The sequence below is a fragment of the Hydrogenobaculum sp. genome (assembly GCF_049967395.1).
Lineage (GTDB): Bacteria > Aquificota > Aquificia > Aquificales > Aquificaceae > Hydrogenobaculum.
The window spans coordinates 1-24182 of record NZ_JBMFST010000021.1; the positions used below are offsets into that span (position 1 = coordinate 1).

Here is a 24182-nt window from a genome sequence, read left to right on the forward strand (position 1 = left end):
ATTATAATGCCATTCTAATACCTAACGATATTTATGATTTATCATATATAGAGAATTAAATACTCAAAACGAAAACTTTAATGATTAACTCCAATTCCAAGACGATATAACCAATATCATAATTCGTGTGCCATAATACAATGACACAATATTTATTAAACAAACATTTTATAAAATTAAACTCACGATTTATCAATACCTTATATTTTACAACAATCCAAAAATCATTGATAATCAAAGTGTGCCATAACTGTGCCATCTCAAGTCTACCATAATTAACTCAAGTTGATAATAATATGTATGCATAATAAAATTCACAAATTACGCATAAAGATATTTGTGTAATAAAGAGTAAGCTTTTAATTGATTATCAAGGATTAGCAAGGATTTTTAAGAGTGCCGAAGGTGGGACTTGAACCCACATGCCCTTGCGGGCGGGGGATTTTGAGTCCCCTGTGTCTGCCATTCCACCACTTCGGCTAATTAATATAATATCATATAGAGTCTTTATAAGTCAATGATTTCATAAAAGCTTTTTAAAATAAAATCTGGTTTGGTATCTTTTAGCTTTACATAGCCCCAGCTTGCAAGAGCGCTTTTGCAATTTGATTTTTTCGCACTCTCTATATCTACATACGTATCTCCTATTACGATGGCGTTTTCCGGATGGACGTTTAGTTGAGCTAAGGTTTTTAGTATTGGCACAGGTGATGGTTTTCTTTCGTTGTAGGTTTCTGGACCTACTATATATTCAAAATAGTGTTCTACGTTTAGGGCTTTTAATATAATAGTGCTTAATTCCAGCGGTTTGTTTGAAACTACGGCGATCTTTTTGTTTTTTGATTTTAAAAGCTCTAAAACTTCTTTTGCACCGTTAAAAAGTTTTGTATGTGTTATTGGTTCTTTGGCATAATAAGATTTAAATATTTCTATAGCTTTTTCCAAGTGCGATTCGTTTGGTAAAATTCCTCTAAAAAGTTCTCTTGCTCCTGAGCCTATATGTTTTCTTATCTCTTCCTTTGATTTTTCCTCAAATCCTAAATCTTTTAGTGTTTTGTTGGCAGCAGACGCTATGTCTTCCAAAGAATCTATCAAAGTGCCGTCTAAATCAAATATGTATCCTTCAAATCTCATCAAAGCTCCTCTTTGTACCAAAAAGATATGGCGCTATCTCCGTATATTCTTTTGTCTTTTGAACCAAAATCAAGCTTTGAGCTATGCTCTAATATAAAAAGCCCACCTTCTGACAAAACATTTTTTACCAAGAAAAGAAGCTTGTCGTAATCTGCAAATTTGTAGGGAGGGTCTGCAAATACAATATCAAATTGCTCTTTTGTGGTTTTTAAAAAAGCCAAAGCATCTTTTTTTATAAATTTTATATCTTTGGTTTTTAAGTTTTTAGAAGAAATATCAACAGCTACCGGCTTTGCACCCCTATTTTTAGCTTCTAACGATATTGTACCACTTCCAGCGAAAAGCTCTAAAAACATAAGCCCTTCTATATCCCCAAGTATGTTAAAAAGAGCCATTTTTAACATAGAAGAGGTTGGCCTGTAAGACATTAGATTATTATAACATTTTAAAATCCCAAAACTAATTATCGAAGATAATTTATAATATTTGCATGGAAAAATTGTTAGATATTGTAAAGGAATCTTTTACAAACAGCATAGAAACTAAGAGAGCTTTTTTAGAGATGTATAGAGATAAGATAGTGGAAGTAGGGCTCATAATGGCTCAGGCTCTTATGGACGGCAACAAGATACTGTTTTTTGGCAACGGGGGTTCTGCGGCGGATTCACAGCACTTGGCGGCTGAGATTGTGGGTCGTTACAAAAAAGAAAGAAAAGGCCTTCCTTCTATAGCGCTCACCACAGATACTTCTATACTTACAGCGGTTGGCAACGATTATGGGTTCGATGTGATATTTGAAAGGCAGATAGAAGCCCTCTGCATGCCAGGAGATATAGCTGTTGGAATATCCACATCTGGAAACTCTCCAAACGTTATAAAAGGGCTCATGAAAGCTCACGATATGGGGGCTACCACAATAGCTTTTAGCGGTAAGCAAGGGGGTAAGGTGGTGGACATAGCCCATTATAGTTTTGTAGTCCCATCTTACGACACAGCGAGAATCCAAGAATGTCATATTACCCTTGGTCATACTCTTTGTGAAATTATAGATGAAGTTGTAAATGAAAAGTCAAATATGGCCTAACATATTTTTGTACCCGGCTTTATTTCTTGTTTTTGTTTTGTTTCTTGCTTTTGTAAATATTGACAACAAAAGCTATAAAACTCATTTAAAGGACGGTTTTTATAAGATAGAGGCCAAAGTGTTAAATGCTTCCAAAGTAAAGATATTGTACCCACCACGTTTAAACGGAGAAATTGTAAACTTAAACATAAAATTGCCAAAAGATAGCTATATAAGAGGTTATATAAAGGTAAAAAACGGCGTTGCAAAGACTTCAAAAGATCTTCTTGAGATATCAAAACCATATAACAGCAGTTTGGGGCTTTTAGAAAAACTTAAAATGTTTCTTAAAAGTAGATTTAGACGCACTACTTCAAACGATTGGTCAAAGGACATAGGTCTTGCTCTTTTGTTTGGAGAAGGCGCAAAGGCTTTACCGGAAGATCTCTTAACAAGCTTTTCAGCAAACTCTTTGATATTTTTGCTTATCATGTCTGGTATACATATAGATATGATTTTTAAAAACATGTCCAACCTCTTTTTTGGTGAATACAAAGAGGTATTTGGTATTTTGCTTGTTCTGTTATACGTCGGTATATTCATGGAGCATGGAGCCCCTATAGTTAGGGCTGTTAGCTATCTTGCTGTGAGCGTTTTGCTAAAAGCTTTATACAGGTATGCACATCCTATAAAAATATTTTTCATATCCAGTATTCTTACGCTTTGTTTTAACGTTTATTTTTATAAAAGTATAGGCTTTTGGCTTTCAGTGATTATAACGTTTTATATACTTCTTTATATTAGAAGCGTAAGTTTGCCAAAAAATATTGTCGGTAAAATCTTGTTGTCTATGGAGCTTTCTTTGGTGGCAATTCTTAGCTCTATGCCAGTGATTTCGAGGCTTGGACCCATATCCATATTGGCTGTTTTGGTAGTACCGTTTTTGCTTATCGTTGTAGAGTTATACCTTGTTTTTGGGTTTTTAAACATATTAACGGTTTTTTCTATACCTCTATTTTATATACCTTTAAATAAAATAGCCTACTACTTTGGAGATTTTGTTTACAGCCTCAATCTAATGCCTATGTATTTTAAAATACCCGTTTACTATGGAGCGATTTTTGAAGGACTTCTGTTGTTTTTTATAGTGTTTATAAAAGATAGGTTTGTAAAGCTTTTTTCTATGGTATCTCTTTTTGGTTTAGCTTACGCCCTGTGGAGTTTATAAAATCTCACAAAAACTCTTTCAATGTAGAGGTTAATATATCCAATCCCTCTTCTATTTCTTCTTTTGTGATAACAAGGGGTGGAAGCATTCTTAAAACGCTGTTAGCGGTACAATTTATTACCAACCCCCTTTTGTGAAGCTCATTTGATATTTCTTTGCAGTCTTTTTTTATATCAAGCCCAAGCATCAATCCTTTTCCCTTTAAAAGCCCAAAATTTTCTAAAGCTTTTCTAAATATTGCCTCTTTTGAAGGTATATCTTTCATAAGATTTGGTATCTCATCAAGGGTAATAGAGGCCGCCATACAAGAAAGAGCATTTCCTCCAAATGTTGCACCGTGAGTACCTACTCCAAAAGATTCTGAAATCTCATCTCTTGCAATAATCACCCCTATAGGAAGCCCAGAACCAAGCCCCTTTGCCATCGTGACTATGTCAGGCTTTATGTCTGCATGTTGATATGAGAAAAATTTACCAGTACGCCCCATGCCAGCTTGGACTTCATCCAGTATTAAAAGTATGTCGTTTTCTTTGCATATATTTTCAAGCTCTTTTAGAAACTCAAGGTTTGCTTCGTTTATACCACCTTCTCCTTGGATAGCCTCTATCATTATGCCGGCAGTTTTTTCTGTAATTAGGCTTTTAACAGAATTTATATCGTTAAACTCTGCATAATCAAAACCATCGAGCATTGGTTCAAAACCTTGGTGTAGGTTTGGTCTAGGTGTAGCTGACAAAGAGCCCATCGTCCTCCCGTGAAACCCACCTTTAAATGTGATAATGCGGTATTTGTCTTTGCCTTTGTCTTTAAAATATTTTCTTGTTAGTTTTATGGCTGCTTCGTTTGCCTCTGTACCGCTGTTGCAAAAAAATACCTTACCGCTATCTTTATAAAAGCTTATTAACTTTGAGGCTACTTCTTCTTGCCATGGGTTTTCATATAGGTTTGAAGTATGTATAATAAGGTCTATCTGATTTTTTAGAGCGTTTTTAAGCTTTTGATGTGAGTATCCCAACGTATTTACAGCTATGCCCGATAAAAAATCTATATATCGTTTGCCGTTTTTATCAAACAAAACAGAGTTTTCTCCTCTTACAAACGCTATATCTTTACGAGGATACGTGTTCATTAAAAACATAAAACTACGCTTCTTCTTTTTTGGCTTGGGTTTTTTGCTCTTTTTTGTTTTCTTCTGATGGTGGTGTTTGATTGTTGGAGCTGTATATAGCCTGCCTTATTTTGGCTTCTATATCTTTAGCTATATCTTTGTTCTCGTTTAAGAATGTTTTTACCTGCTCTTTGCCTTGGCCTATCTTCGTATCTTGATAGCTGTACCAGCTACCGCTTTTTTGAATTATACCCATTTCTATTGCTACGTTTACAAGGTCACATATCTTGCATACACCTTCGCCAAAGTAAACTTCGTATTCGCCCTCTTGGAAAGGCGGTGCTACTTTGTTTTTTACTACCCTTACCTTTGCGCTGTATCCTATCTTGTTGTCTCCGCTTTTTATATCTCCAGTTTTTCTTACTTCAAGCCTCATGTCTGCAAAAAACTTCAAAGCTCTTCCACCCGGTGTGGTTTCTGGGTTTCCGTACATTTGGCCTATCTTTTCTCTTATTTGGTTTATAAAAATAAGCGTTGTATTAGATTTGTTGGTGGCACCCTTTAGCTTTCTTAAAGCCTGAGACATGAGCCTAGCTTGTTTACCTACTTGAGCATCGCCCATTTCACCTTCAAGCTCGTCTTTTGGTACTAGTGCCGCCACCGAGTCCACCACTATAATATCAACGGCGTTTGAGTTTATAAAAGTATCTGCTATTTCAAGAGCTTGCTCTCCATAGTCTGGTTGGGATATATACATAGCATCTAGATTTACTCCAAGCTTTACGGCATACTTTGGGTCTAAAGCGTGTTCTGCATCTATAAAAAGTGCTATACCCCCTTGTTTTTGGGCTTCTGCTATCGCATAAAGAGCTAACGTAGTTTTACCAGCAGATTCTGGTCCAAATATTTCTATAATCTTGCCCCTTGGTAAGCCACCCACTCCCGTAGCTCTATCCACAGACAATATTCCTGTGGGGATGACGTTTACAGTTTGTTTCTCGTAGGCAGCCTTCATAGGCATTACGGCACCTTTGCCGTATTTCTTTTCTACTTGTGTAAGAGTTGCCTCTAGGGCTTTTTTCTTTTCTTGATCCATGATTACCTCAGTTTGCATCTACTATTTTGGGAACTTCAAACATGTTTAAGCGCTTGGCTGGAGCGTTTAGAAGGACTTTTTCTACTTCTAAAGAAGCTTCTGGCTCATCCTCTCTCAACGGTGTTGAGCCGCTATACTCTTCTTCTAAAAGCTCAGCTTTTACTTCGTTTAACTTGTTTACAAACTCAAGTATGTTATTTATCTGAGCCGAAAAAAACTCTACTTCATCTTCTTTTAACTCTAACCTTGATAGCTTTGCTATCTTCACTACTTCATCTTTGCTAATACTCATATTTTTATTATATCATTTTGAGGCTTTTAAAAGTAAAAATCTTTAGCATGTTAAAGGGTATAAACATAAAAAATATATAAATGTCCGTAGTGAGTATTGTATAAGCGGAAAGTTTTGGCATCAGAATACCGTATAAAGCCATAAGGTTTGAGCCTACTATTGCAAAAAGCATAGAAAACAAGAGGGCTTTTGAAGGCATGTTTTTTACACCAAAACCTCTTTCTCTTACGGAGAATATACTAACAGGTATGGTAAGGACTAAAGCGAGAAAAGTTAGAGTTTTTATATTTTGAAGAGGAAGCTTGAATATATGATGACCAAAAAAGTATATGCCGCCTACAATCCATAGGACACTAAAAATGCCAAATATCAAAGATACTACTGATATCTTTTTTATATCCCACTTATCTGGTTTTTGAGAATATCCAACGTTGTCGGTTGCTAAAGAAAGCGTGAGAAAATCGTTGTAGAAAAACATGGCTATTATCATTTTTGTAGTAAGCACAAAGTCTTTGTCTATGATGAAAAACGAAAATATCGTAAGTACTATGGCAAAAACCCTTACGGTCTTTGAGAATACGTATGTTAGAAGTCTTTGATATATTTTCCTTGACACTACTATGGCAGATACTATATTTATTAGCCCTTCGTCTGTTAAAACCACTGAAGCGGCAGCCTTTGCAACGTCTGTGGCGTTTGACACCGCTATACCGAAGTCTGCCTGTTTTAGAGCCGGGGCATCGTTGATGCCGTCTCCGGTCATGCCTACCGTATGACCCATCTTTTGGTAGGTTTTCACAATTTTAAATTTATCTTCTGGTAATACTCCGGCAAACACTCCGCAAGTTTCTTTTATGTCTTTTGCTTCGCAAACGTCTCCTTCTATTCCTACCAAAGACGCTATATGTTTTGCGGTTTCTTTGGTATCTCCAGTTATCATTTTTACATCAACTCCTAATCCTCTTATCCTTTCTATAAGCTCTTTAGAATCTTCTCTTGGGGGGTCAGAAAAGCCTATAAAACCAACCAACTCTTTTTTGTTGTTTTTTTCTATCCAAACCGCCAAGACCCTTAGTCCCATACTGGCCATTTCTTTATACAGGTTTTCTTGATTTTCGTTTTCTATAGGAGCTACCTTTGGTGAACCTTTGAATATATATATCTCTTCGTTGTCTTTTTTGATTTTTGCTGTTGAATATTTTTTTGATGGGTCAAAAGCTTCAAAGTCTTCTTTTTCTATTTTATAGCAATCATCTTTTAAATAGTTAAATATTGCCTCTTCTATGGGGTCTTTTTGTTTTGGGTCTGAAGCTAGAGCTCCGTAGCACATCACATCTTTTTCTTGGTAATTGCCTAAAGGAAGTATTTTATCTACCGTTATCTTATTTTTCGTGATAGTACCTGTTTTATCGGTGCAAAGTATATCCATTGATGCAGCTGACTCAATGGCTGAAAGTTTTGTGGTAAGGACGCCGTTTTTAGCTAATTCTTTTGCCCCTAGGGCTGTGGAGAGTGTAAAAGCTGCTGGCAAAGCTGCAGGTATAATAGGAAGAAGCATTACCACAAGCACAGGTAAAACATCGCCTAAATAAAAACCTCTTGATATTGAGAGTCCTAACAATATTATTATGAGAAAGACTCCAAACAAAAATAAATATTTAACCAACTCAAAAACTACTACTTCAAGTTGAGTTTTGGTTTTAGCCTCTTGCACCAGTTTTGCAGATTTTCCAAAAAATGTATTCTCTCCTATGTTTATTACTCTTCCTATAGCTTCTCCTCTTACTACAAAAGAACCCATATAAGCTGTGTCCTTAGGTTTTAGGCTTTTAGGAAGAGATTCACCTGTTATGCTTGATTGGTCTACAGATATAGCACCTTCTAATATCTCAACATCAGCTGGTACTGCAAATCCACTTTGTAAAAGCACGATATCATCTATTGTAATATACTTTGCATCTATCTCTTTCCAAACTCCGTCTCTTAGGACTTTAGCTTTTATGCTTAAATGTTTCTTTAAAAGCTCCAAGGCGTTTTGAGCGCTTAGTTCATGCCAAAAAGATACCAATCCGTTAAATATTAGCAATACAAAAATAGCCGCCGTATCTGGGTACTTTTTTAGTAAAAACGTCAATATACCTGTAAACTCTAAAAGCCAAGGTATAGGACCCCAAAATTTTTTGAGAAATAAGACAAAAGTTGGTACTCTTTTTTCTTTTATCTCGTTGAAGCCATACTTCTTTATATTTTCTTTAGCTTGCTCTTCCGTTAAGCCTTTGTAATTCTCCATCTAGGCTTATTTTATCACAAACTTTTAAACTTCGTTTTCCTCTTCTTCGTAATCGAATGTCTTATTTGGTTCTTCCTTTGGATCGTAAACAAACATCCATATAAAGTATACCACTATACCAGCAAGTGTTATAACGCCCACTATCTCAGAAATTCCCATAAAAATCTCCTTTGATATCATGTTATTGTTATTTATGAAAAAAGTCAATGATTTTATTTTAAAAGCTTTAAAACGGAAGAATTTTAGCTAAGAACCTAGCTAACCATCCTGGCTGAGAGCCATTCACTAAATAACCATGACCTTGGTACAAGATTTCTAAGTTTGCTATATCTTGACTTGGAACGGTATCTGTGCTGTCTATATCTTGAGGCCTAACTATGCCCCTTAACGTGATAACGCGCTCTACGTTGTTTAGATATATAATTTTATGACCCTCTATAAGAAGGTTACCGTTTGGGTAGACTCTTTTTACATAAGCTGTGATGGTAGTGGTAAAGACCCCGCTTTGGGACTCGGTACCCTGAGCTTTTTGCTGAGTGTTTGAATTTGCCCCAACCCCTAAATTTCTAAGAGTGCTTGAAGGAAGTCCGAAAAAAGAGGATATTGCATTGTTGAAGGTGCTAGAACGCTGGGTTTGGTCTGATATGCTTTCTACTGCGTTTACGCTCTCTGAAACAAGAATATGCACCAAATCCCCAACCGCAAAAGCCCTTTGATCGCTGTAAAGGTTAGCCATAGGACTATCTGGTACGTATAGGCTACCTTTTGATGCATAGTGTGGGTTTTGAGATGGTGCTGAATAAGGTAAGTATTTTAGGTGATGAGGTGTTGAAGCACAGCTATTTATGAAAATATCAAGCGTTATGATGCTAAAAGCTAAATAAACAAACTTTTTAAATTTCATTTTCCAAATTATATCATATTCTCTAAAAATCTCACATGATGCTCATTCTTTTTAAACTCTGTTGTATCCAAAAGCTTTTTGTGAAGATCCAAATTAGATTTTAGAGATTTTCCTTCTATCTTTGCTTCGTCAATGGCTCTTTTCATACGGTTAATAGCCTCTTCTTTGTTTTTGCCGTAGGCTATTATCTTGGCTAAAAGAGAGTCGTAGTATTGCGGTATGCTATAGCCTTGGTAAAGATGGGTATCTACTCTTACTCCAAACCCCCCAGGTAGTCTTAGTTTTTCAACAACACCTACAGAAGGCATGAAGGTGATAGGGTCTTCTGCGTTTATTCTACATTCTATGGCAAATCCCTTTGGTTTTATAGAGTCTATATCAAGCTCACCTTCGTCCGCTATTAAAAGCTGATAAGATACTATATCTATCCCTGTAGTCATTTCGGTTACAGGATGCTCTACTTGTATCCGAGCGTTCATTTCTATAAAATAAAATTGCCCTTCTGTGTAGAGAAATTCTACGGTACCAGCTCCTATGTAGTTTATAGCTTTTGCAAACCTTACGGCGTATTCGTAAAGCAATTCTCTTTCAGAATCGGATATTGAAGCAGAGGGTGATTCTTCTATTATCTTTTGATGTCTTCTTTGCAAAGAGCATTCTCTTTCTCCCAAGGTTATGACGTTTTTTCCATCAGATAGTATTTGTACTTCTATATGTTTTGGGTTTATAAGATACTTCTCTATATATATCCTTTCATCTCCAAAGGCATTTTTTGCTTCTGTCATAGCTGTTTGCATAACCTCAAGAAGCTCTTTGTCGTCTCTTACTATTCTTATGCCTCTGCCGCCACCACCGGCTGCTGCTTTTAAAACCACTGGATATCCTATTTTGTGAGCTATATCCTTTGCTTCTAAAAAACTTACTTCACCGTCGCTTCCTGGTACTACCGGTACCCCTGCTTTTTTTGCTATTTCCTTGGCCTTTACCTTGTCGCCGCTTAATTCTATAACTTCTGAAGGTGGTCCCACAAACTTTATATTGCTAGCTTGGACTATTTCTGCGAAGGTAGGGTTTTCCGATAAAAAGCCGTATCCTGGATGTATGGCGTCTACTTTTGTCACTTCTGCGGCTGCCATTATAGAAGGAATATTTAAATAGCTATCGGCTGCCTTCGGTGGACCTATACATATTGCTTCATCCGCCATCTCTACGTGTAGGGAATTTTTATCTGCTTCGGAGTAAATAGCCACAGTTTTTATGCCCATCTCTTTGGCGGTTCTTATGATTCTTACGGCGATTTCGCCTCTGTTTGCTATAAGTAGCTTTTTAATCATATATTTCCACAAGCTTTTCTTTTGAGCTTTTCCCAGCTTTTATGTGTATCTTAGATTTTGATACTTTTAGAAATTCCGATAACACTTTGATGAGTTCTTCGTTTGCTTTACCGTCTACCGGCGGAGCTTTTATGCTTATTTTTAAGCTTTTGTCTTCTAATTGCTCCACCGAAACGGTTTTTGCGTTTGGTTTTACTTTTACCCTTAAAATCATTAAAACTTTTTAAACTCTTGAGGTAGCTCTCTTGGTTCTACCCCGGTGTATTCAGTTTCTTCTTCTTCGTTTAATCTCTTGCTAAAAGGCTTTTCTTTGGTAAGCTCTTCGTATACATGGGCTACAAGCCCTGGAACCCTTCCTATTATGAAAAATCCTTTTCCAAGCCTCCAGTCGAACCCCATTTCCGATGTAACGGCAGCTATAGCGCCATCTACGTTTAGCACAAGCTTTTTGCCCTTTTGTTTAAATATCTCTTCTTCTACTTTTTCGGCAAAAGCACAATATTTATCGTAAAAGCCCAAAGATTTAGCTATATCCATCAGTCTCTTTGTTCTCGGATCAAATTCTTTGTAGTATTTATGTCCGAAACCGGGTATCGGTTTTTTCTTTTCAAGATATTCTTTTACAAGCTCTTCTACGTTTCTGTCTATGTTGTCTTGCATAAATTTCATTGCATCTTCCAAAGCTCCGCCATGAGCAGAACCAAATGTTGCCACACCAGCAGCTACTCCTACGTTTAGAGTGTTGCCACCAGAAGCTACGGCTCTTGCAGCTATTACAGAAGGTGGAGCTATACCATGGTCTATTACAGATACAAAGATGGCATCCATCATCTTAGCTTCTTTTTCAGATGGCAACTCGCCTTTTAATATGAGGTATATTGCCTGTGAAAAGCTAAGGTTACCTACTAAGTCTAATAGCTTGTAACCTCTTATATAGGTGTCTTCGCCTTTGTGAAGAGTGATACCGGTGCGCCATTTTTTTTCCATCTAAACCTCCTAAAAATGAACATCGCATGTTTGCTCATATTCTATTAGCTCTTTTATATGAGCATTTTCTCCGCAAAGTGGACAACTTTTATCTTTTCTTAGATTAACCTTCCTAAAATCCATAGATAAAGCATCCATAATAAGCAGTTTACCTATAAGGGGCTCTCCGCATCCTATTACAAGTTTTAAAGCTTCTGTGGCTTGTATTGCACCCATTATACCACCGATAGAACCAAGTATACCGGCCTCTTGGCAAGTGGGTACTAAGCCTGGTGGTGGTGGTTCTGGGAACAAACATCTATAGCAAGGAGAGTTTTCCTTGTCTTCGTAGTTAAACACGGTTATTTGACCTTCAAACCTAAGCATTGCGGCGGATACTAGCTTTTTGCCTAAGAAATAGCAAGCATCGTTTATTAAAAACCTCGTAGGAAAGTTGTCGGTACCGTCTAATACGATATCGTAATCTTTTATAATATCCATTATATTGTCTTTGTTTATCATGGTGTTGTAAGTTACAACGTTTACATCTTTGTTTAGGGCTTTTACTGTCATGGCAGCAGATTCAACTTTAGGCATTCCTACCCTATCTTCTGTATGAATAATTTGCCTCTGGAGATTCGAATAGTCTACTTTATCAAAATCTACAATGCCAAGCGTACCAACACCAGCTGCCGCTAAGTAATATATAGCTGGTGACCCAAGTCCACCGGCACCTATCACCAAAATTTTGGCTTCTCTTATCTTTTTTTGTCCAGTACCGCCTACTTCTGGTAATATTATATGTCTTGCATATCTCTTAATTTGCTCTTCAGTAAAATCAAACATGCCTATACTCCTTTAAGGTCTTGCCCTTTCTATGGTTATATCCATGCTGTTGTCGTGCCTTTTTATATCTGTTACATATAGATCTTCTTTTTCTGGCACAAGCACAATAACAACGGTATCTTTACCGTTTTGAACTATTAACTTGCCAAGAGCTTCATTTCCAAAGTATACAGGTTTTACAGTCTTGGCTATTGGGTGTTTTATCCTTTTTGTGAAGAACACATCTATTATACCTATTCTTCTTCCATCTACAAACTTGGTGTGGTAGTCATATTTTCTTATAGATCCATAAGCTTTTGGAAACTCTAAAGAAGCTACTTCTTTATAAACATTTTTTTGTGGTTTTGTCTGTTCTTTCTTTTTAGGCTTTGCTATGTTTGTGGGTTGGAGCTTTGTAACTTCTTTTTGTACGCTTTGTGCTGGTTTTTTGGGTGCCATACCCTCTATGTATGCAGATATTGTTATTGGCTCTGATTTTGTATATATGAGGTTTACCTTTGCTGTGCCGTTTATGAAATCTTCTGGAGGTACTACGTTTGGAATAAGCTTGCCAGTACCGCTTGCTACAAGATGAACGGTCTTACCCACTATGTTGTAATTTCTTATAACTTGGCCGTCTTGATCGTAGGCTGTGATGTATACCTCGAAGGGCTCGCCGGCACTTATACTGCTTTCTGGAATCTCTACTTTAAACTTGGATGGTTTTGGTGGATATAAATCTACGTAATAATCCTGACTTGATATTTTACGGTTGTTTACTTCGTAGGCATCTATAGCTACTTTAGAAGGTGTATCGTATCTCAATACGATATTGGCTATACCGTTTTTAAACTTATAAGCATGAACTGTGTAAGGAAGCGTACCGTTTGATGTTTTAAGCTCTACTACAACGTCAGAGCCTATTGAAGCATAATTTTTAACGATATTCCCATACTTGTCTAAAGCTATAATCTTAGCTACAAAATCCCTACCTGCTTCTACTGTGGAAGGTGCTTCTATGGCGAACTTATAGACGGGGCCATTGACTACTTTTATACTAACTACAGGCGTCATACTGCCAGTGGCTTCGTTTTTTATAAGGACTGGATAAGAGCCTTCCAATATTGATAAAGTGGCCGTCCCTGCTTTATTATCTTCTATTGTTATACTAAAAGAACCATCTTTGAAATCTTTTGAAGAAAAAAGCGCTGGATCTACAGCTAACTCACCGGTGCTTCTTACGAAAAACTTTTTATCGTAATAAGTGAAATCTTTTATGAAGTTTCCATAGGCATCCATTGGTCTTAAAGTAAAAGTTACTTTTTGTCCAGCGGTGATGTAAGTGGGTATATAGGCATCAAAGTAAGAAAAGTTACCCGGTTTCACGTAAACTTGCTCTGCTCTTGATAGCCCTACACCTACCAATACGCTCATAAATATTAAAAATAGATACGCCTTGGTAGTTTGTATATAGCTTTTCATCATAACACCTCCTGATAGAATATTATATAACATTTTTTCATGAAAACAGAAATTTTATGGCAAACTCATGTAAAATATTAGAATGATAAAGATAATTGAGCCAAGGTTTACAGAAGAAGATGCAAAGGTCTTGTCAGAGATAGTGCTTTCTGGTTATATAACAAGAGGGCCATGGACCAGAAAATTTTCTGAAGCTTTTGCACAGTTTTTAGGTGTAGAAAAAGTTTATACGGTTTGTTCTGGGACTGCCGCTTTATACGTGATACTAAAAGCCTTAAACGTCGAAGGTAAACATGTTATAGTACCAGCCCTTAGCTTTATGGCTACGATAGACACGGTGCTTTTGGCGGGTGGTATACCGGTGGTAGTTGATGTAGATGAGTATTATACAATGGATGTAAATCAGTTGGAAGATGCTATAAAAAAATACAACCCAGTTTGCATAATACCTGTGCATCTTTACGGTGGCATGGCTGATATGGATTCAATTATGTCGCTTGCGAATAAATACAGCATATATGTATTAGAAGATGCAGCTCAAGCTCACGGTGCGTCATTTGGGGGTAAAATGGCAGGGGCTATAGGGCATGTGGGAGCTTTTAGCTTTTATGCTTCTAAGAATGTTCCAATGGGAGAAGGTGGTGCCATATCAGTTTCTGATGAGTCTATTTCAAAAGCCATAAACTCCTTGATAGATTTTGGAGATTCGCCTGCTTTAAATTTAAGAATTACCGAGTTTCAAGCTGCCTTAGGGTTTTTAGGGCTTCAAAGACTAAAAGAACAAAACGATAAGCGTATAAAAAATGCGGAGTTTTACAACACACACATCAGCGATGAAATCGTAAAACCACGTAAAAGACCAAACTCTTTTCACGTTTACCATCTTTATACGTTAAGACATAAAAATAGGGACCTTATAATAGAATCTCTTAAAAAAGAGGATATAGATGCAAGAGTATATTACACCTATACGTTGGCAAGCTTAAGAAACGCTTTACATCTTCCTCTTGATAACGCTAACAAATATATAAAGGAGCTTTTTAGTATACCGGTGCATCCTTACCTTTCTCAGGAGGATTTGGAAAAAATAGTGTATGTTATAAATAAAAGCCTATGATAGGTATAATAGATTACGGTATGGGAAACCTTGGAAGCGTTTTTAAGGCTTTTGACAAGGTGGGGCTCAATCCTAAAATTGTAAGGAATGATAAGGAGTTAAGAGCTTGCGATAGTTTGTGTCTTCCGGGTGTTGGAGCTTTTAAAGATGCAATGGATAATTTGAAGAGCGCCGGTCTTATTGAAAGTATTCTGGATTTTATAAAGTCTGGTAAACCTTTTATAGGTATTTGTCTTGGTTACCAGCTTTTGTTTGAAAAAAGCTATGAGTTTGGTGAACATGAAGGGCTTTCTATTTTCAAAGGGGATGTGAGGTTGTTTCCTGTTGGTGTTAAAATACCTCACGTAGGATGGAATCAGCTTTGGGTAAATAAAAAAGACGGTATTTTTAAAAATGTGGAAAACGGGGCTTTTGTATACTTTGTACATTCGTATTACGTAAATCCTCAGGATAAAAATATAATCTCTACTTACACCGATTACAACGTTGATTTTGCGTCTTCTGTAGAATACGAGAACGTAGTGGGTTTGCAGTTTCATCCAGAGAAAAGCCAAGAAGTAGGTCTTAAAATACTTTCTAATTTTAAAGAAAAATACAAGCTGTGAGGTGAAAGGCTATGAGAGTGCTTTATCTTACAAGATGTGCCAACAAGTTTAGCGCTTATTCTGACTTGGATTGCAAAGAGAGCTTGTTTACGGATGGAAAATTTTCTTTTTTACAAGAAAAAAGAAAAGAAGCGCTCAAGCTTTTAAAAGCTAAAAAACCAAAAGAGGGTGGGCCTCTTTGGAGGATATATAAAGACAAGTTTTGGGAAGGGCTTCATATGCATGTTATGCCAAAAGCTGTAAAAGAGCGGATTTTTGAGAGGACGATAGTGCTACACCCTATAATGGGTATGCTATCACCAGAGGACAAGGTTTGCAAATGGGATGTTTCTTGTCAGTATAAGTTTATGGCTTTTTGGAAAGAAGATATACGCAAATACATACTTAACGACGATTTTGTTGTGTTTAATTTTCTACCAAGCTCTTTTGATAGGCTTTTACCAAAAGAAGTAAAGGTTGTAAATTTTAAATATATGATAAAGGATAAACCTATGAAAGATAGCTCTTTGGTAAAAGCTTACACTATGAGATATATAGTTGAAAAAGATATAAACAGCATAGAAGAGCTTAAAAAGATAAACTTTTTAGATTTTGTGGTAAGCGATATAGAAGAAGAGGATAACGCTGTAGCGGTTTATATGCATTCTGAAGGAAAATACTCTGTTAAAAAAGCAGGTATCATATGAAAATTTCTATAGTGATACCAATTTACAACGAAGAAGAGAGCGTAGAAGCGCTTTATGAAAAAATAGTAAATACTATGAAGAAACTTCCCTACGACTATGAGATAATAGCGGTGGACGATGGAAGCACTGACAACACTTTTAACAAATTAAAAGAAATAGCTTCAAAAGATAAGCATTTAAAGGTAATAAGCTTTAAAAGAAACTACGGACAAACGGCGGCCATGTTTGCAGGTTTTCAGCATGCTTCTGGAGATATAGTCATTACTATGGATGCGGATTTGCAAAATGATCCAGCGGATATACCAATTCTTATTGAAAAAATAAACGAAGGGTACGATGTGGTGAGTGGTTGGCGTAAAGATAGAAAAGACCCATTTTTTTCGAGGACTTTACCTTCTAAAATTGCCAACTACATAATTTCAAATGCCACAGGTGTTTATCTTCATGATTACGGTTGTTCGTTAAAAGCTTACAAGAAGGATATAGCGAAGAATTTTAGGCTATACGGAGATATGCATAGATTTTTGCCTGCTTTGGCCAAGGGTTTAGGAGCCAAGATAACAGAGGTCCCGGTAAGCCATCATCCGAGACTTTACGGCAAATCCAAATACGGTATAGGAAGGACTGTAAGGGTTATACTTGATATATTTTTGGTGAAGTTTTTAAATGATTATATAAACAAACCCCTTTACGCTTTTGGGGGTATAGGTTTTGTGCTGTTTGGCCTTGGTTTTCTGTCTGGGCTTTACCTTACTTACGATAAATTTGTAAATCACCAAGAGATAGGTCAAAGGCCTCTTTTGTTTTTGACCGTCCTTCTTATCATATCTGGTCTTCAGTTTATATCTACTGGAATAATTGCAGAGGTTATCATAAGGACTTACTATGAATCTCAAGATATAAAACCTTATAGGATAAAGGATGCAATAAATATAGAACCAATAGATGAAAATTAAAATACTGATTTCTTTTCTTTTAAGCATATTGTTTTTGTACATTTTTTATACAACTGTTGGCTTTAGCAATTTTGAGAAAAGCTTTTCAAAATTAAATATATTTTATATAGGAGTTGGGTTTTTGCTTTATGCTGTTAGTTCTTTTTTGAGAGCTTACAGATGGCATAGTATGATAAAAGATATAAATATGTTTGATTTTTTTCTTATAAACAACGTCCACATCTTTCTTAACAATGTATTACCTGCTAGGACCGGAGAATTTAGCTTTTTTTACATGCTTAAAAAACGTGGAATAAACCTTACAAGATCCTTTTGGATATTTGCTTTGGCTAGGCTTATGGATGCTTTGGCGCTTCTTGGGTTTTTCTTTGGTTTTTTCTTTAAACTGTATTTTATCGCTTTTATCGTTGTATTTGGTGTAATAACGGTTTTTTTGTTAAAGCATACTATCGCTGTTCTGCCAAATATTTTTATTTTAAAATCCTTAAAGCAAAATCTATCTACTCATTTTGAAAGCAAAACGGCTATAAAGCTTTACTTTATCTCGGTGGTATCTTTTGCTTTTAAGTTTCTTGGCTTTTATGAGATGGCAAAAAACATTATACCTATGGGATTTTTTGAGATATTGCCATCTTATGTCTTAGCGGAGTTAAGCTCCATACTGCCTATAAACGGTGTAATGGGTCTTGGCACTTACGAGTTTGGTTTTTCAATACCCTCAAAGCTAACGGATATCTCTTTAAAAACTTCTTTGGACTTAGGTTTTATAACCCATGTGTTTTTGCTTTTGTCTTCTTCTATACTTGGTATTGTGTCTTTTTTACTTTTAAAGCTTGAACACTACAAAGAAGAGAGGTAAAGTTTTTCTAATTTTACAACCAAAATAGCTATCAAACATCCCATACCGAAGCTCACGAGCACGTCTCCAAGATAGTGCATAAAAAGAAGTATTCTTGAGATACCCACCAGTGTTGACCAAAGTATTAGGTAAAATCCTAGTTTTTTGTTTTTAAGATAAAAGCTAAAAGCTATAGAACTGTTTAAGAGCGTATGCCCAGAGGGTATAGAAGAATAATCTTTCTGGCTTTTAAAAAAGTAAAAACCGTATATACCCTTTTTAAGAAAAAGCTCTGGTCTTGCTTTACCAAATATAAACTTAAGCAGCATAATAGCGCTGTCTGAAAGCACCAGACAAAGAGACAGTATAAAAACATATTTTCTCAAGCTTTTAAAGAAAATGCTAAGCAATATAAGAAAAGACGATATATAAAACACAACGTTGTAATGGCCTATTGTAGATACAATTTTTAACAAGCTCTTAAAAGCCCTAAAACTATCCCTATGAACATATAAAAAGTACGTTATATCTTTATCGAATAAAAATATGCTAATCAATCCTAGAATTATAAGAGTTATTCCTATTTTAATCATATAACTATTATAAAGTAATACAAAGATAAATTTACAGTCAAAGAGCCCACGGAAGGGCTCTAAGGATGTTAAGATCTTAGGTCTTTGCTTATTTCTTCTGGTAATGGGCAAGCTTCTGCCGGTAAGCCTTTTACTTTAGAACCATAGTACATAACTGGTATAAGCACCAAACTAAGAGCTGTGGAGGCTATGGTACCAAATATAAGCGATATGGCAAGACCGTTGAATATTGGGTCAAATATGATAACAAAAGCACCTACTATGAGAGCTGCTGCTGTTAAAAGCACCGGCCTTGTCCTTATTACACCTGCTTCCACTACTGCTACATGAAGAGGTACACCTTCTCTTATCCTTTGCTCTGCAAATTCCACAAGAAGTATAGAGTTTCTAAGGATTATACCGGCTAAGGCTATAAAACCTATCATAGATGTTGCTGTGAAGAAAGCATGTAGTATAAAGTGTCCTGGGACTATACCAACTAGTGTCAGTGGAATAGGAGACATGATGATACCAGGGGTTTTGAAGTCCTTAAACCATCCTACTATGAGTATGTAAATTATGAAAAGAGCGCCTGCAAAAGCAATACCCAAATCTCTAAATACCTGTAAAGTGATATACATCTCACCGCCCCATCTTACATATATGTGATTTGTGATTTTAGGGAAAGACATCCAGAGTTCCGATACATGGCCGTATGGATTTGGTATGCTTAAAACTTTCTTTCTTATATCCCATATGCTGTAAAACGGAGCGCCGGCACCTTTTGCCACATCTCCTATTACATATACTACCCTTCTTAGGTTTTCGTGATATATGGTTTTGTGTATAGGCTTTTTGACTATTTTTATAAGGTTTGAAAGTGGTATAAGCTGACCTTTTTTGTTTGGTATCTCTAAGTTTTCAAGATTTTGAAGCGTTCTATAAGGTCTTGCTATCCTTACTTCTATGGGTACAGCTTCAGTATCTGTAGATTGAATAATTCCAGCCTCATAGCCAGCGGTAGCAACTCTTAAGGTTCTTACGATGTCTTTTTTAGATACACCAAACTGCGCTGCCCTCGCTTGGTCTATAACAAAATCTATTTGAGGGGCGTTTGACTCAAGATATATACCGCTATCTGTTATTTCTTTATCGTGTCTGAAAAGCTTTAAAACTTGAAGGGCAAAAGCTCTTTCAGAAGATAGTGTAGGACCATATATTTCAGCTACTATAGGGTCTAAAACTGGTGGACCCGGTGGGACTTCCGCTACACCTACGTAAGATGCACCCATAGAATAAGCTATTTTTTGCACCATAGGTCTTATGTGCTGGGCGAAAGCGTGGGATTCCATCTTTCTTTTGTCTTTCCCAACAAGCTCTATAGCTATTTGGGCATAGTAAGGTCTTGTTCTTAGATAATAGTGTCTCACAAGGCCGTTAAAATCGTAAGGCTCTGGTACACCTGCGTATATTTGATAATACTTTACCTCTTTTTGTTTTGCTATATAATCGGCTATTTTTTTAGCTACAAGATAAGTTTGCTCTACGGTAGTATCTTCTGGCATGTTTAAAACTACAGATAGCTCAGATTTGTTGTCAAAAGGAAGCATTTTTACTATGACGGCTCTACTTATTATGAGTGCTACAGATATGCCTAATAAAGACCAGACTGCTATATAAAATAAAACCCTTTTTGATTTTGATATAAGAAGTGGTTCTACCATCTTGCAGTATATTTTCCAAAATACCGTTTCTTTTATGTTTATTATAGGTTTTTCGCTTTTATCGTGATTATCGTGTCCATGTTTTATAAGCCTGTAAGCAGCCCAAGGTGTTATGGTAAAAGCCACCCATAGAGAGAATAGTATCGCGGCGCTTGCGTTTACAGGTATTGGTCTCATGTATGGCCCCATCAGACCACCCACGAAAGCCATAGGCATCAAAGCAGCTATGATGGTAAGGGTTGCAAGTATGGTGGGATTACCTACTTCGTCTGTAGCTCTTATAATAGCATCATGTTTTGGAAGCTCTGGGAAAAATTCAAACCACCTATGGATATTTTCCACCACCACGATAGCAGCATCTACCAATATACCGATAGAGAATATAAGGGCAAAAAGCGTAACTCTATTTATTGTAAAACCGTAAAGCTTACTAAAGAATAAAGCAAATGCAAGGGTTACTGGCACAGCTATTGCCACTATGGCAGATTCTCTAAGACCAAGAGCTACCGCTATAAGAAGTATGACAGATGCTGTGGCTATGAAAAGGTGTTCTATAAGTTCGTTTGATTTGTTTTGAGCGGATTTACCATAGTTTCTTGTAACGGTTATGTGTAAGCTTGATGGAATAACGGTACCTTTTAAAGAATCTACTTTCTGTAAAACATCGTTTGCTACATTTACGGCGTTTGTACCGGCTCTTTTTGCAATCGAGATGGTGACGGCTGGATACATTGGAGAACCGTAGCGCTTGGAAGCTGCACCAAAGCCCATCGTTACATAATCGTGAACACCGCCTGGACCGTCAGTTATAGTTGCTATATCTCTTAGATATACAGGTTTTCCGCCGTACCATCCTACCACCAAATCCTCTAAATCTTGCTTTGACCTTATGAAGTTTCCGGTTTTTACATAATAAAGGGTGTTGTTTTGATTTATATAACCGCTTGGTAATTCTTGGTTTGCTTCTTGGATGATATGTACTATATAAGCAGGAGACAATCCGTAAGCGGCTTCTTTGGCTGGGTCTAAAAGCACCCTTAACTTTCTTGGCTGGCCTCCATATATCTTTACCTGAGCTACGTTTGGCACTGTTTTAAGTTCGTTGTCCAAAGTATCGGCAATCCTTCTTAAAGAATAGTAATCATAACCTTTTCCCCACAGAGTAAGTGTCATAATGGGTACATCGTCAATAGAGCGTGCTTTTATAAGCGGTGGAAGTTCAACGCCTGGAGGTACCAAGTTTAAAGATGCCATCATCTTTGCGTTTAATTCTACCAAAGCTTTTACTGGGTCTGTGCCCACGTGAAACCTTGCGGTCACAAGACCATATCCATCACCAGAAGCGCTGTATATGTAAGAGATGTCTTTTAATTCCCATAGTTTTTTCTCTAATGGTGTAACTACTCTTTTTTCTACTTCTCTTGGAGCAGCCCCCGGGTAAGGTATCATTATATCTATCATTGGAACTACGATATCTGGGTCTTCTTCTTTTGGTGTTGTTACTACTGCAAATATGCCAAGGGCCAAAAGCGCTATTATCATTATGGGTGTAAGTTTTGAATCTATAAAATATTTTGCTATTCTTCCGGCTATCCCGTACATATTACTCTCCTATCTTACATTTATCGCAAACGCTGTATACGTTTCCTTCCACTATCCTATCGCCCGGTTTTAAACCAGATAAAACTACGTAGCTATCGCCTACCCTTTGACCGAGTTTTACAAATTGCATATGGGTTATGTTGTTTTTATCTACAAGCCACACTGCATCTATGTCGTCCCATTTAAACAGTGCATCTTTTGGTATGGTGACAACAGTTTCTTGGCTTTTAGGAATATAGACTTTTGCATAAAGCCCGCTTGTTATACCATCTTCGTTTGGTATGTCTATTTTTACATCAAAAGTATGGGACATAGGATTCAAAGCTTTGGATACCTCTTTTACAGTGCCTTCTACTGTTTTGTCTATGCCACCTATATACACTTTAAGAGTTTGGCCTGGGGTTATCTTGTTTATATACTTTTCTGGCAATGCCACATCCACTCTGTAAGGAGGTTTATCTATCATCATAAGTGGCATTCCTGGGGCTGCTATATCTCCAACGTTTACATTTTTCATATAGATACAACCTGAAAATGGGGCGGTTATATTCGCATAGGCTAAGTTTGCTCCAGCAGCAGATGCTCCAGCTTCGGCAGCCAATATTGCGTTTTTAGCTTGTTCTACCATTGCTTTAGCTGCTTCGTACTTAGCTTTTACCTCATCGTACTCTTGTTCTGTTACTGCTCCTGATTTTATAAGCTTTTGAAACCTTTGATAGGTTTTTGATACGGCTTGTAGATTTGCCTCAGCGGCTTTCATTTGATCCTCCGCCTGCTTGGCTCCGTAGTTAGCCTGAGCTACCATGCTGGATATATCTTTTGTATCTAATTTTACAAGGAGTTGTCCTCTTTTTACGCAATCACCATCTTTTACATAAACACCTACAACCTTGCTCATAAGTCTTGTAGAAATAGCAGCGTGGTTTTTGGCACTCACTACGCCGTCAAACTCTTCTTCCAAAGGTGTAGAAGAGCTTATAGTTATGACCTTCACATTTGAGATCACTTTTGGTTTAATGGGCTTTTCACCGGGAGAAATCTTATGTTCAAAAAAGCCCCCAAGCCATAGGATAATAACCACCATAGGTATTATGAAATAAAGGACATACTTCTTAAGGGTGTTCATATTACTTTACCTCCTTGTTTAATAGACCAGCTTGATATAAACTTTTCACATAAGCTAAGTTGCAATCGTACATAGCTTTTGCAAAGTCAAACCTCGCTTTATCGTATTGAGTTTCAGCGTCTATTACATCTGTTATTTTAGCTAAACCTACTTTGTACCTTTGGTCCATCACTTTTAGAGTGGCTTTTGCTTCTTCTTTTTCTTTTTTAGCGTATTTCATCATAGCCAGTGCATTTTCGTAATCAGCCAAGGCTTTGTTTATTTTAAATATTGACCCTTTTGCCATGTAATCTATGTAAGAGCTAAGCATGAGCTTTTGTTCATTTAAACTTCTTATCTTGTTAAAAGCTGTCAAACCATCAAACAGATTCCAATTTATACCAACGCCCACCATATAACCGTTGGCGGTGGCTCCAAAGGGTGTTGAGTTGTCAAAAAGCGAGTAAGAACCAAAAGCTCCTACTTGAGGTAAGTAATCTGCTAAATACGCTCTTTTCATAGATTTTAAAGCTTTTAGCTTTTCTTCCATAGATTTTATTTGAGGCTTTTGATATACGGCGCTTATAAGAGCCTTTCTATCTATATGACTTGGGCAGTAAAGCTTTCCTTTTAAATCTACATCTTGGTAAGGCTCATTCATCAACAAAAATAGTGCCCTTTTGGCGGTTTTATAGTTGTTTTTGGCTTCCACTAGCTTTTGTTCTGCTTGATGAAGGTATACTTTTGCTCTTAATGTATCTGAGAAAAGCGCCATACCGGTTTTATAATAGGACTCAGCCATATCTACGTGCTTTTGTGCATCTTTTACGGCTTGAGTGGCGAGTTTTATACCTTCTTTTGCCAAAAGCCCTCCTAAGTATGCTTTATATACGTTGTAAACAATATCTTGCTCTGTTTGATTTAATTCTTTTTTAGTGCTTTTAAGAGCATGATAAGAGGCACTTTCGTAAGCTTGGACTTTACCGCCCATCCATATAGGTATTTGTAGAGTTAGTTGAGTTTGATAAAGCTGTGAAGCGCCTGGGTTGTTAAAGAAATCTTGCATAGATTGAAAAGCGCTACCTAACATTTGAGGGACAGAAGTAGCTTGGGGTTGTGGTTGGGGAAATTGAAGGCTTCTTGTGTCCATTCTGTTCATTATGCTCCAAGGGGCTATGTTGGTGCGGTTAAAAGACGTTTGAAGGCTAAGCCTTGGAAAGAGCATACCTTTTACGCTTTCTAATTGATATTCTTT

General features: G+C 36.8%; 24 protein-coding genes and 1 tRNA gene. 7 read left to right on the forward strand and 18 right to left on the reverse strand.

Going from position 1 to position 24182, the window contains the following annotated elements; genetic code table 11:
* Positions 1-397 precede the first annotated feature (397 nt).
* The 3 genes from ACP5S8_RS04330 to ACP5S8_RS04340 all read right to left on the reverse strand — a co-directional run bounded on the left by ACP5S8_RS04330 (position 398) and on the right by ACP5S8_RS04340 (position 1562).
* Positions 398-480, reverse strand: a tRNA-Leu gene (locus ACP5S8_RS04330).
* Positions 481-507: 27 nt separating this feature from the next.
* Complete coding sequence (locus ACP5S8_RS04335) at positions 508-1134, reverse strand: HAD family hydrolase (protein WP_461875871.1); 627 nt, start codon at positions 1132-1134, stop codon at positions 508-510.
* Positions 1134-1562 (reverse strand): RsmD family RNA methyltransferase, encoded by a 429-nt coding sequence (locus tag ACP5S8_RS04340; protein WP_461875873.1) that lies wholly within the window; start codon positions 1560-1562, stop codon positions 1134-1136. Before ACP5S8_RS04340 ends, ACP5S8_RS04335 begins: the two co-directional genes overlap by 1 nt.
* Positions 1563-1624: 62 nt before the next feature.
* Between ACP5S8_RS04340 and ACP5S8_RS04345 the strand changes: the two genes are divergently transcribed.
* On the forward strand, positions 1625-2218 hold the full coding sequence (locus ACP5S8_RS04345) for a D-sedoheptulose 7-phosphate isomerase (protein WP_461875874.1): 594 nt from the start codon (positions 1625-1627) through the stop codon (positions 2216-2218).
* Positions 2196-3425: a ComEC/Rec2 family competence protein gene (locus ACP5S8_RS04350; protein WP_461875876.1), complete on the forward strand. Its 1230-nt coding sequence runs from the start codon at positions 2196-2198 to the stop codon at positions 3423-3425. Before ACP5S8_RS04345 ends, ACP5S8_RS04350 begins: the two co-directional genes overlap by 23 nt.
* 4 nt (positions 3426-3429) lie before the next feature.
* Here ACP5S8_RS04350 and ACP5S8_RS04355 read toward each other — a convergent pair whose 3' ends face one another.
* The 11 genes from ACP5S8_RS04355 to ACP5S8_RS04405 form a co-directional block, all read right to left on the reverse strand.
* Positions 3430-4563: an acetylornithine/succinylornithine family transaminase gene (locus ACP5S8_RS04355; protein ID WP_461875878.1), complete on the reverse strand. Its 1134-nt coding sequence runs from the start codon at positions 4561-4563 to the stop codon at positions 3430-3432.
* A gap of 4 nt (positions 4564-4567) precedes the next feature.
* The gene (gene recA, locus ACP5S8_RS04360) at positions 4568-5629 is read right to left on the reverse strand and encodes a recombinase RecA (protein ID WP_461871108.1); all 1062 of its coding nucleotides are present in this window, start codon (positions 5627-5629) and stop codon (positions 4568-4570) included.
* A 7-nt stretch (positions 5630-5636) separates the two neighbouring features.
* Positions 5637-5921: an Asp-tRNA(Asn)/Glu-tRNA(Gln) amidotransferase subunit GatC gene (gene gatC, locus ACP5S8_RS04365; protein ID WP_461871106.1), complete on the reverse strand. Its 285-nt coding sequence runs from the start codon at positions 5919-5921 to the stop codon at positions 5637-5639.
* A gap of 7 nt (positions 5922-5928) precedes the next feature.
* Positions 5929-8211 (reverse strand): plasma-membrane proton-efflux P-type ATPase, encoded by a 2283-nt coding sequence (locus ACP5S8_RS04370; protein WP_461875879.1) that lies wholly within the window; start codon positions 8209-8211, stop codon positions 5929-5931.
* 24 nt (positions 8212-8235) lie between these two features.
* A complete protein-coding gene (locus ACP5S8_RS04375; RefSeq protein WP_461875880.1) occupies positions 8236-8370 on the reverse strand; it encodes a hypothetical protein in 135 nt (44 codons plus the stop codon).
* 67 nt (positions 8371-8437) lie between these two features.
* Positions 8438-9115, reverse strand: a complete 678-nt coding sequence (locus ACP5S8_RS04380; protein ID WP_461875881.1) for a flagellar basal body L-ring protein FlgH — start codon at positions 9113-9115, stop codon at positions 8438-8440.
* 8 nt (positions 9116-9123) lie between these two features.
* The gene (locus ACP5S8_RS04385) at positions 9124-10449 is read right to left on the reverse strand and encodes an acetyl-CoA carboxylase biotin carboxylase subunit (RefSeq protein ID WP_461870743.1); all 1326 of its coding nucleotides are present in this window, start codon (positions 10447-10449) and stop codon (positions 9124-9126) included.
* Positions 10442-10663, reverse strand: coding sequence for a DUF167 domain-containing protein (locus ACP5S8_RS04390; protein WP_461872115.1), 222 nt, complete (start codon positions 10661-10663; stop codon positions 10442-10444). The genes ACP5S8_RS04385 and ACP5S8_RS04390 overlap by 8 nt, the downstream gene beginning before the upstream one ends.
* A complete protein-coding gene (locus ACP5S8_RS04395; protein WP_461870741.1) occupies positions 10663-11436 on the reverse strand; it encodes a citryl-CoA lyase in 774 nt (257 codons plus the stop codon). The genes ACP5S8_RS04390 and ACP5S8_RS04395 overlap by 1 nt, the downstream gene beginning before the upstream one ends.
* A gap of 9 nt (positions 11437-11445) precedes the next feature.
* Positions 11446-12261, reverse strand: a complete 816-nt coding sequence (locus tag ACP5S8_RS04400) for a HesA/MoeB/ThiF family protein (protein WP_461875882.1) — start codon at positions 12259-12261, stop codon at positions 11446-11448.
* Between the two features lie 12 nt (positions 12262-12273).
* Positions 12274-13725 (reverse strand): hypothetical protein, encoded by a 1452-nt coding sequence (locus ACP5S8_RS04405; RefSeq protein ID WP_461875883.1) that lies wholly within the window; start codon positions 13723-13725, stop codon positions 12274-12276.
* Between the two features lie 79 nt (positions 13726-13804).
* Between ACP5S8_RS04405 and ACP5S8_RS04410 the strand changes: the two genes are divergently transcribed.
* Genes ACP5S8_RS04410 through ACP5S8_RS04430 form a run of 5 tightly spaced genes read left to right on the forward strand, consistent with a single transcriptional unit; the run spans position 13805 to position 17945 of the window.
* On the forward strand, positions 13805-14839 hold the full coding sequence (locus ACP5S8_RS04410) for a DegT/DnrJ/EryC1/StrS family aminotransferase (protein ID WP_461875884.1): 1035 nt from the start codon (positions 13805-13807) through the stop codon (positions 14837-14839).
* Positions 14836-15444 carry an imidazole glycerol phosphate synthase subunit HisH gene (hisH, locus tag ACP5S8_RS04415; protein WP_461875885.1) on the forward strand — a complete coding sequence of 203 codons (609 nt, stop codon included), beginning with the start codon at positions 14836-14838 and terminating at the stop codon, positions 15442-15444. Before ACP5S8_RS04410 ends, hisH begins: the two co-directional genes overlap by 4 nt.
* Positions 15445-15455: 11 nt before the next feature.
* Positions 15456-16130, forward strand: coding sequence for a peroxide stress protein YaaA (yaaA, locus tag ACP5S8_RS04420; RefSeq protein WP_461870736.1), 675 nt, complete (start codon positions 15456-15458; stop codon positions 16128-16130).
* Positions 16127-17086, forward strand: coding sequence for a glycosyltransferase family 2 protein (locus ACP5S8_RS04425; protein ID WP_461870735.1), 960 nt, complete (start codon positions 16127-16129; stop codon positions 17084-17086). The genes yaaA and ACP5S8_RS04425 overlap by 4 nt, the downstream gene beginning before the upstream one ends.
* Positions 17076-17945, forward strand: a complete 870-nt coding sequence (locus ACP5S8_RS04430) for a lysylphosphatidylglycerol synthase transmembrane domain-containing protein (protein ID WP_461875886.1) — start codon at positions 17076-17078, stop codon at positions 17943-17945. The genes ACP5S8_RS04425 and ACP5S8_RS04430 overlap by 11 nt, the downstream gene beginning before the upstream one ends.
* On the opposite strand, the gene ACP5S8_RS04435 is transcribed toward ACP5S8_RS04430, so the two are convergent.
* The 4 genes from ACP5S8_RS04435 to ACP5S8_RS04450 all read right to left on the reverse strand — a co-directional run.
* Positions 17927-18517, reverse strand: coding sequence for a phosphatase PAP2 family protein (locus ACP5S8_RS04435; RefSeq protein WP_461875888.1), 591 nt, complete (start codon positions 18515-18517; stop codon positions 17927-17929). The genes ACP5S8_RS04430 and ACP5S8_RS04435 overlap by 19 nt on opposite strands.
* A 68-nt stretch (positions 18518-18585) precedes the next feature.
* Complete coding sequence (locus tag ACP5S8_RS04440; protein ID WP_461875889.1) at positions 18586-21822, reverse strand: efflux RND transporter permease subunit; 3237 nt, start codon at positions 21820-21822, stop codon at positions 18586-18588.
* Position 21823: 1 nt separating this feature from the next.
* Positions 21824-22948: an efflux RND transporter periplasmic adaptor subunit gene (locus ACP5S8_RS04445; protein ID WP_461875890.1), complete on the reverse strand. Its 1125-nt coding sequence runs from the start codon at positions 22946-22948 to the stop codon at positions 21824-21826.
* A gap of 1 nt (position 22949) precedes the next feature.
* The coding region (locus ACP5S8_RS04450; RefSeq protein ID WP_461875891.1) for a TolC family protein at positions 22950-24182 on the reverse strand (1233 nt) is incomplete at its 5' end.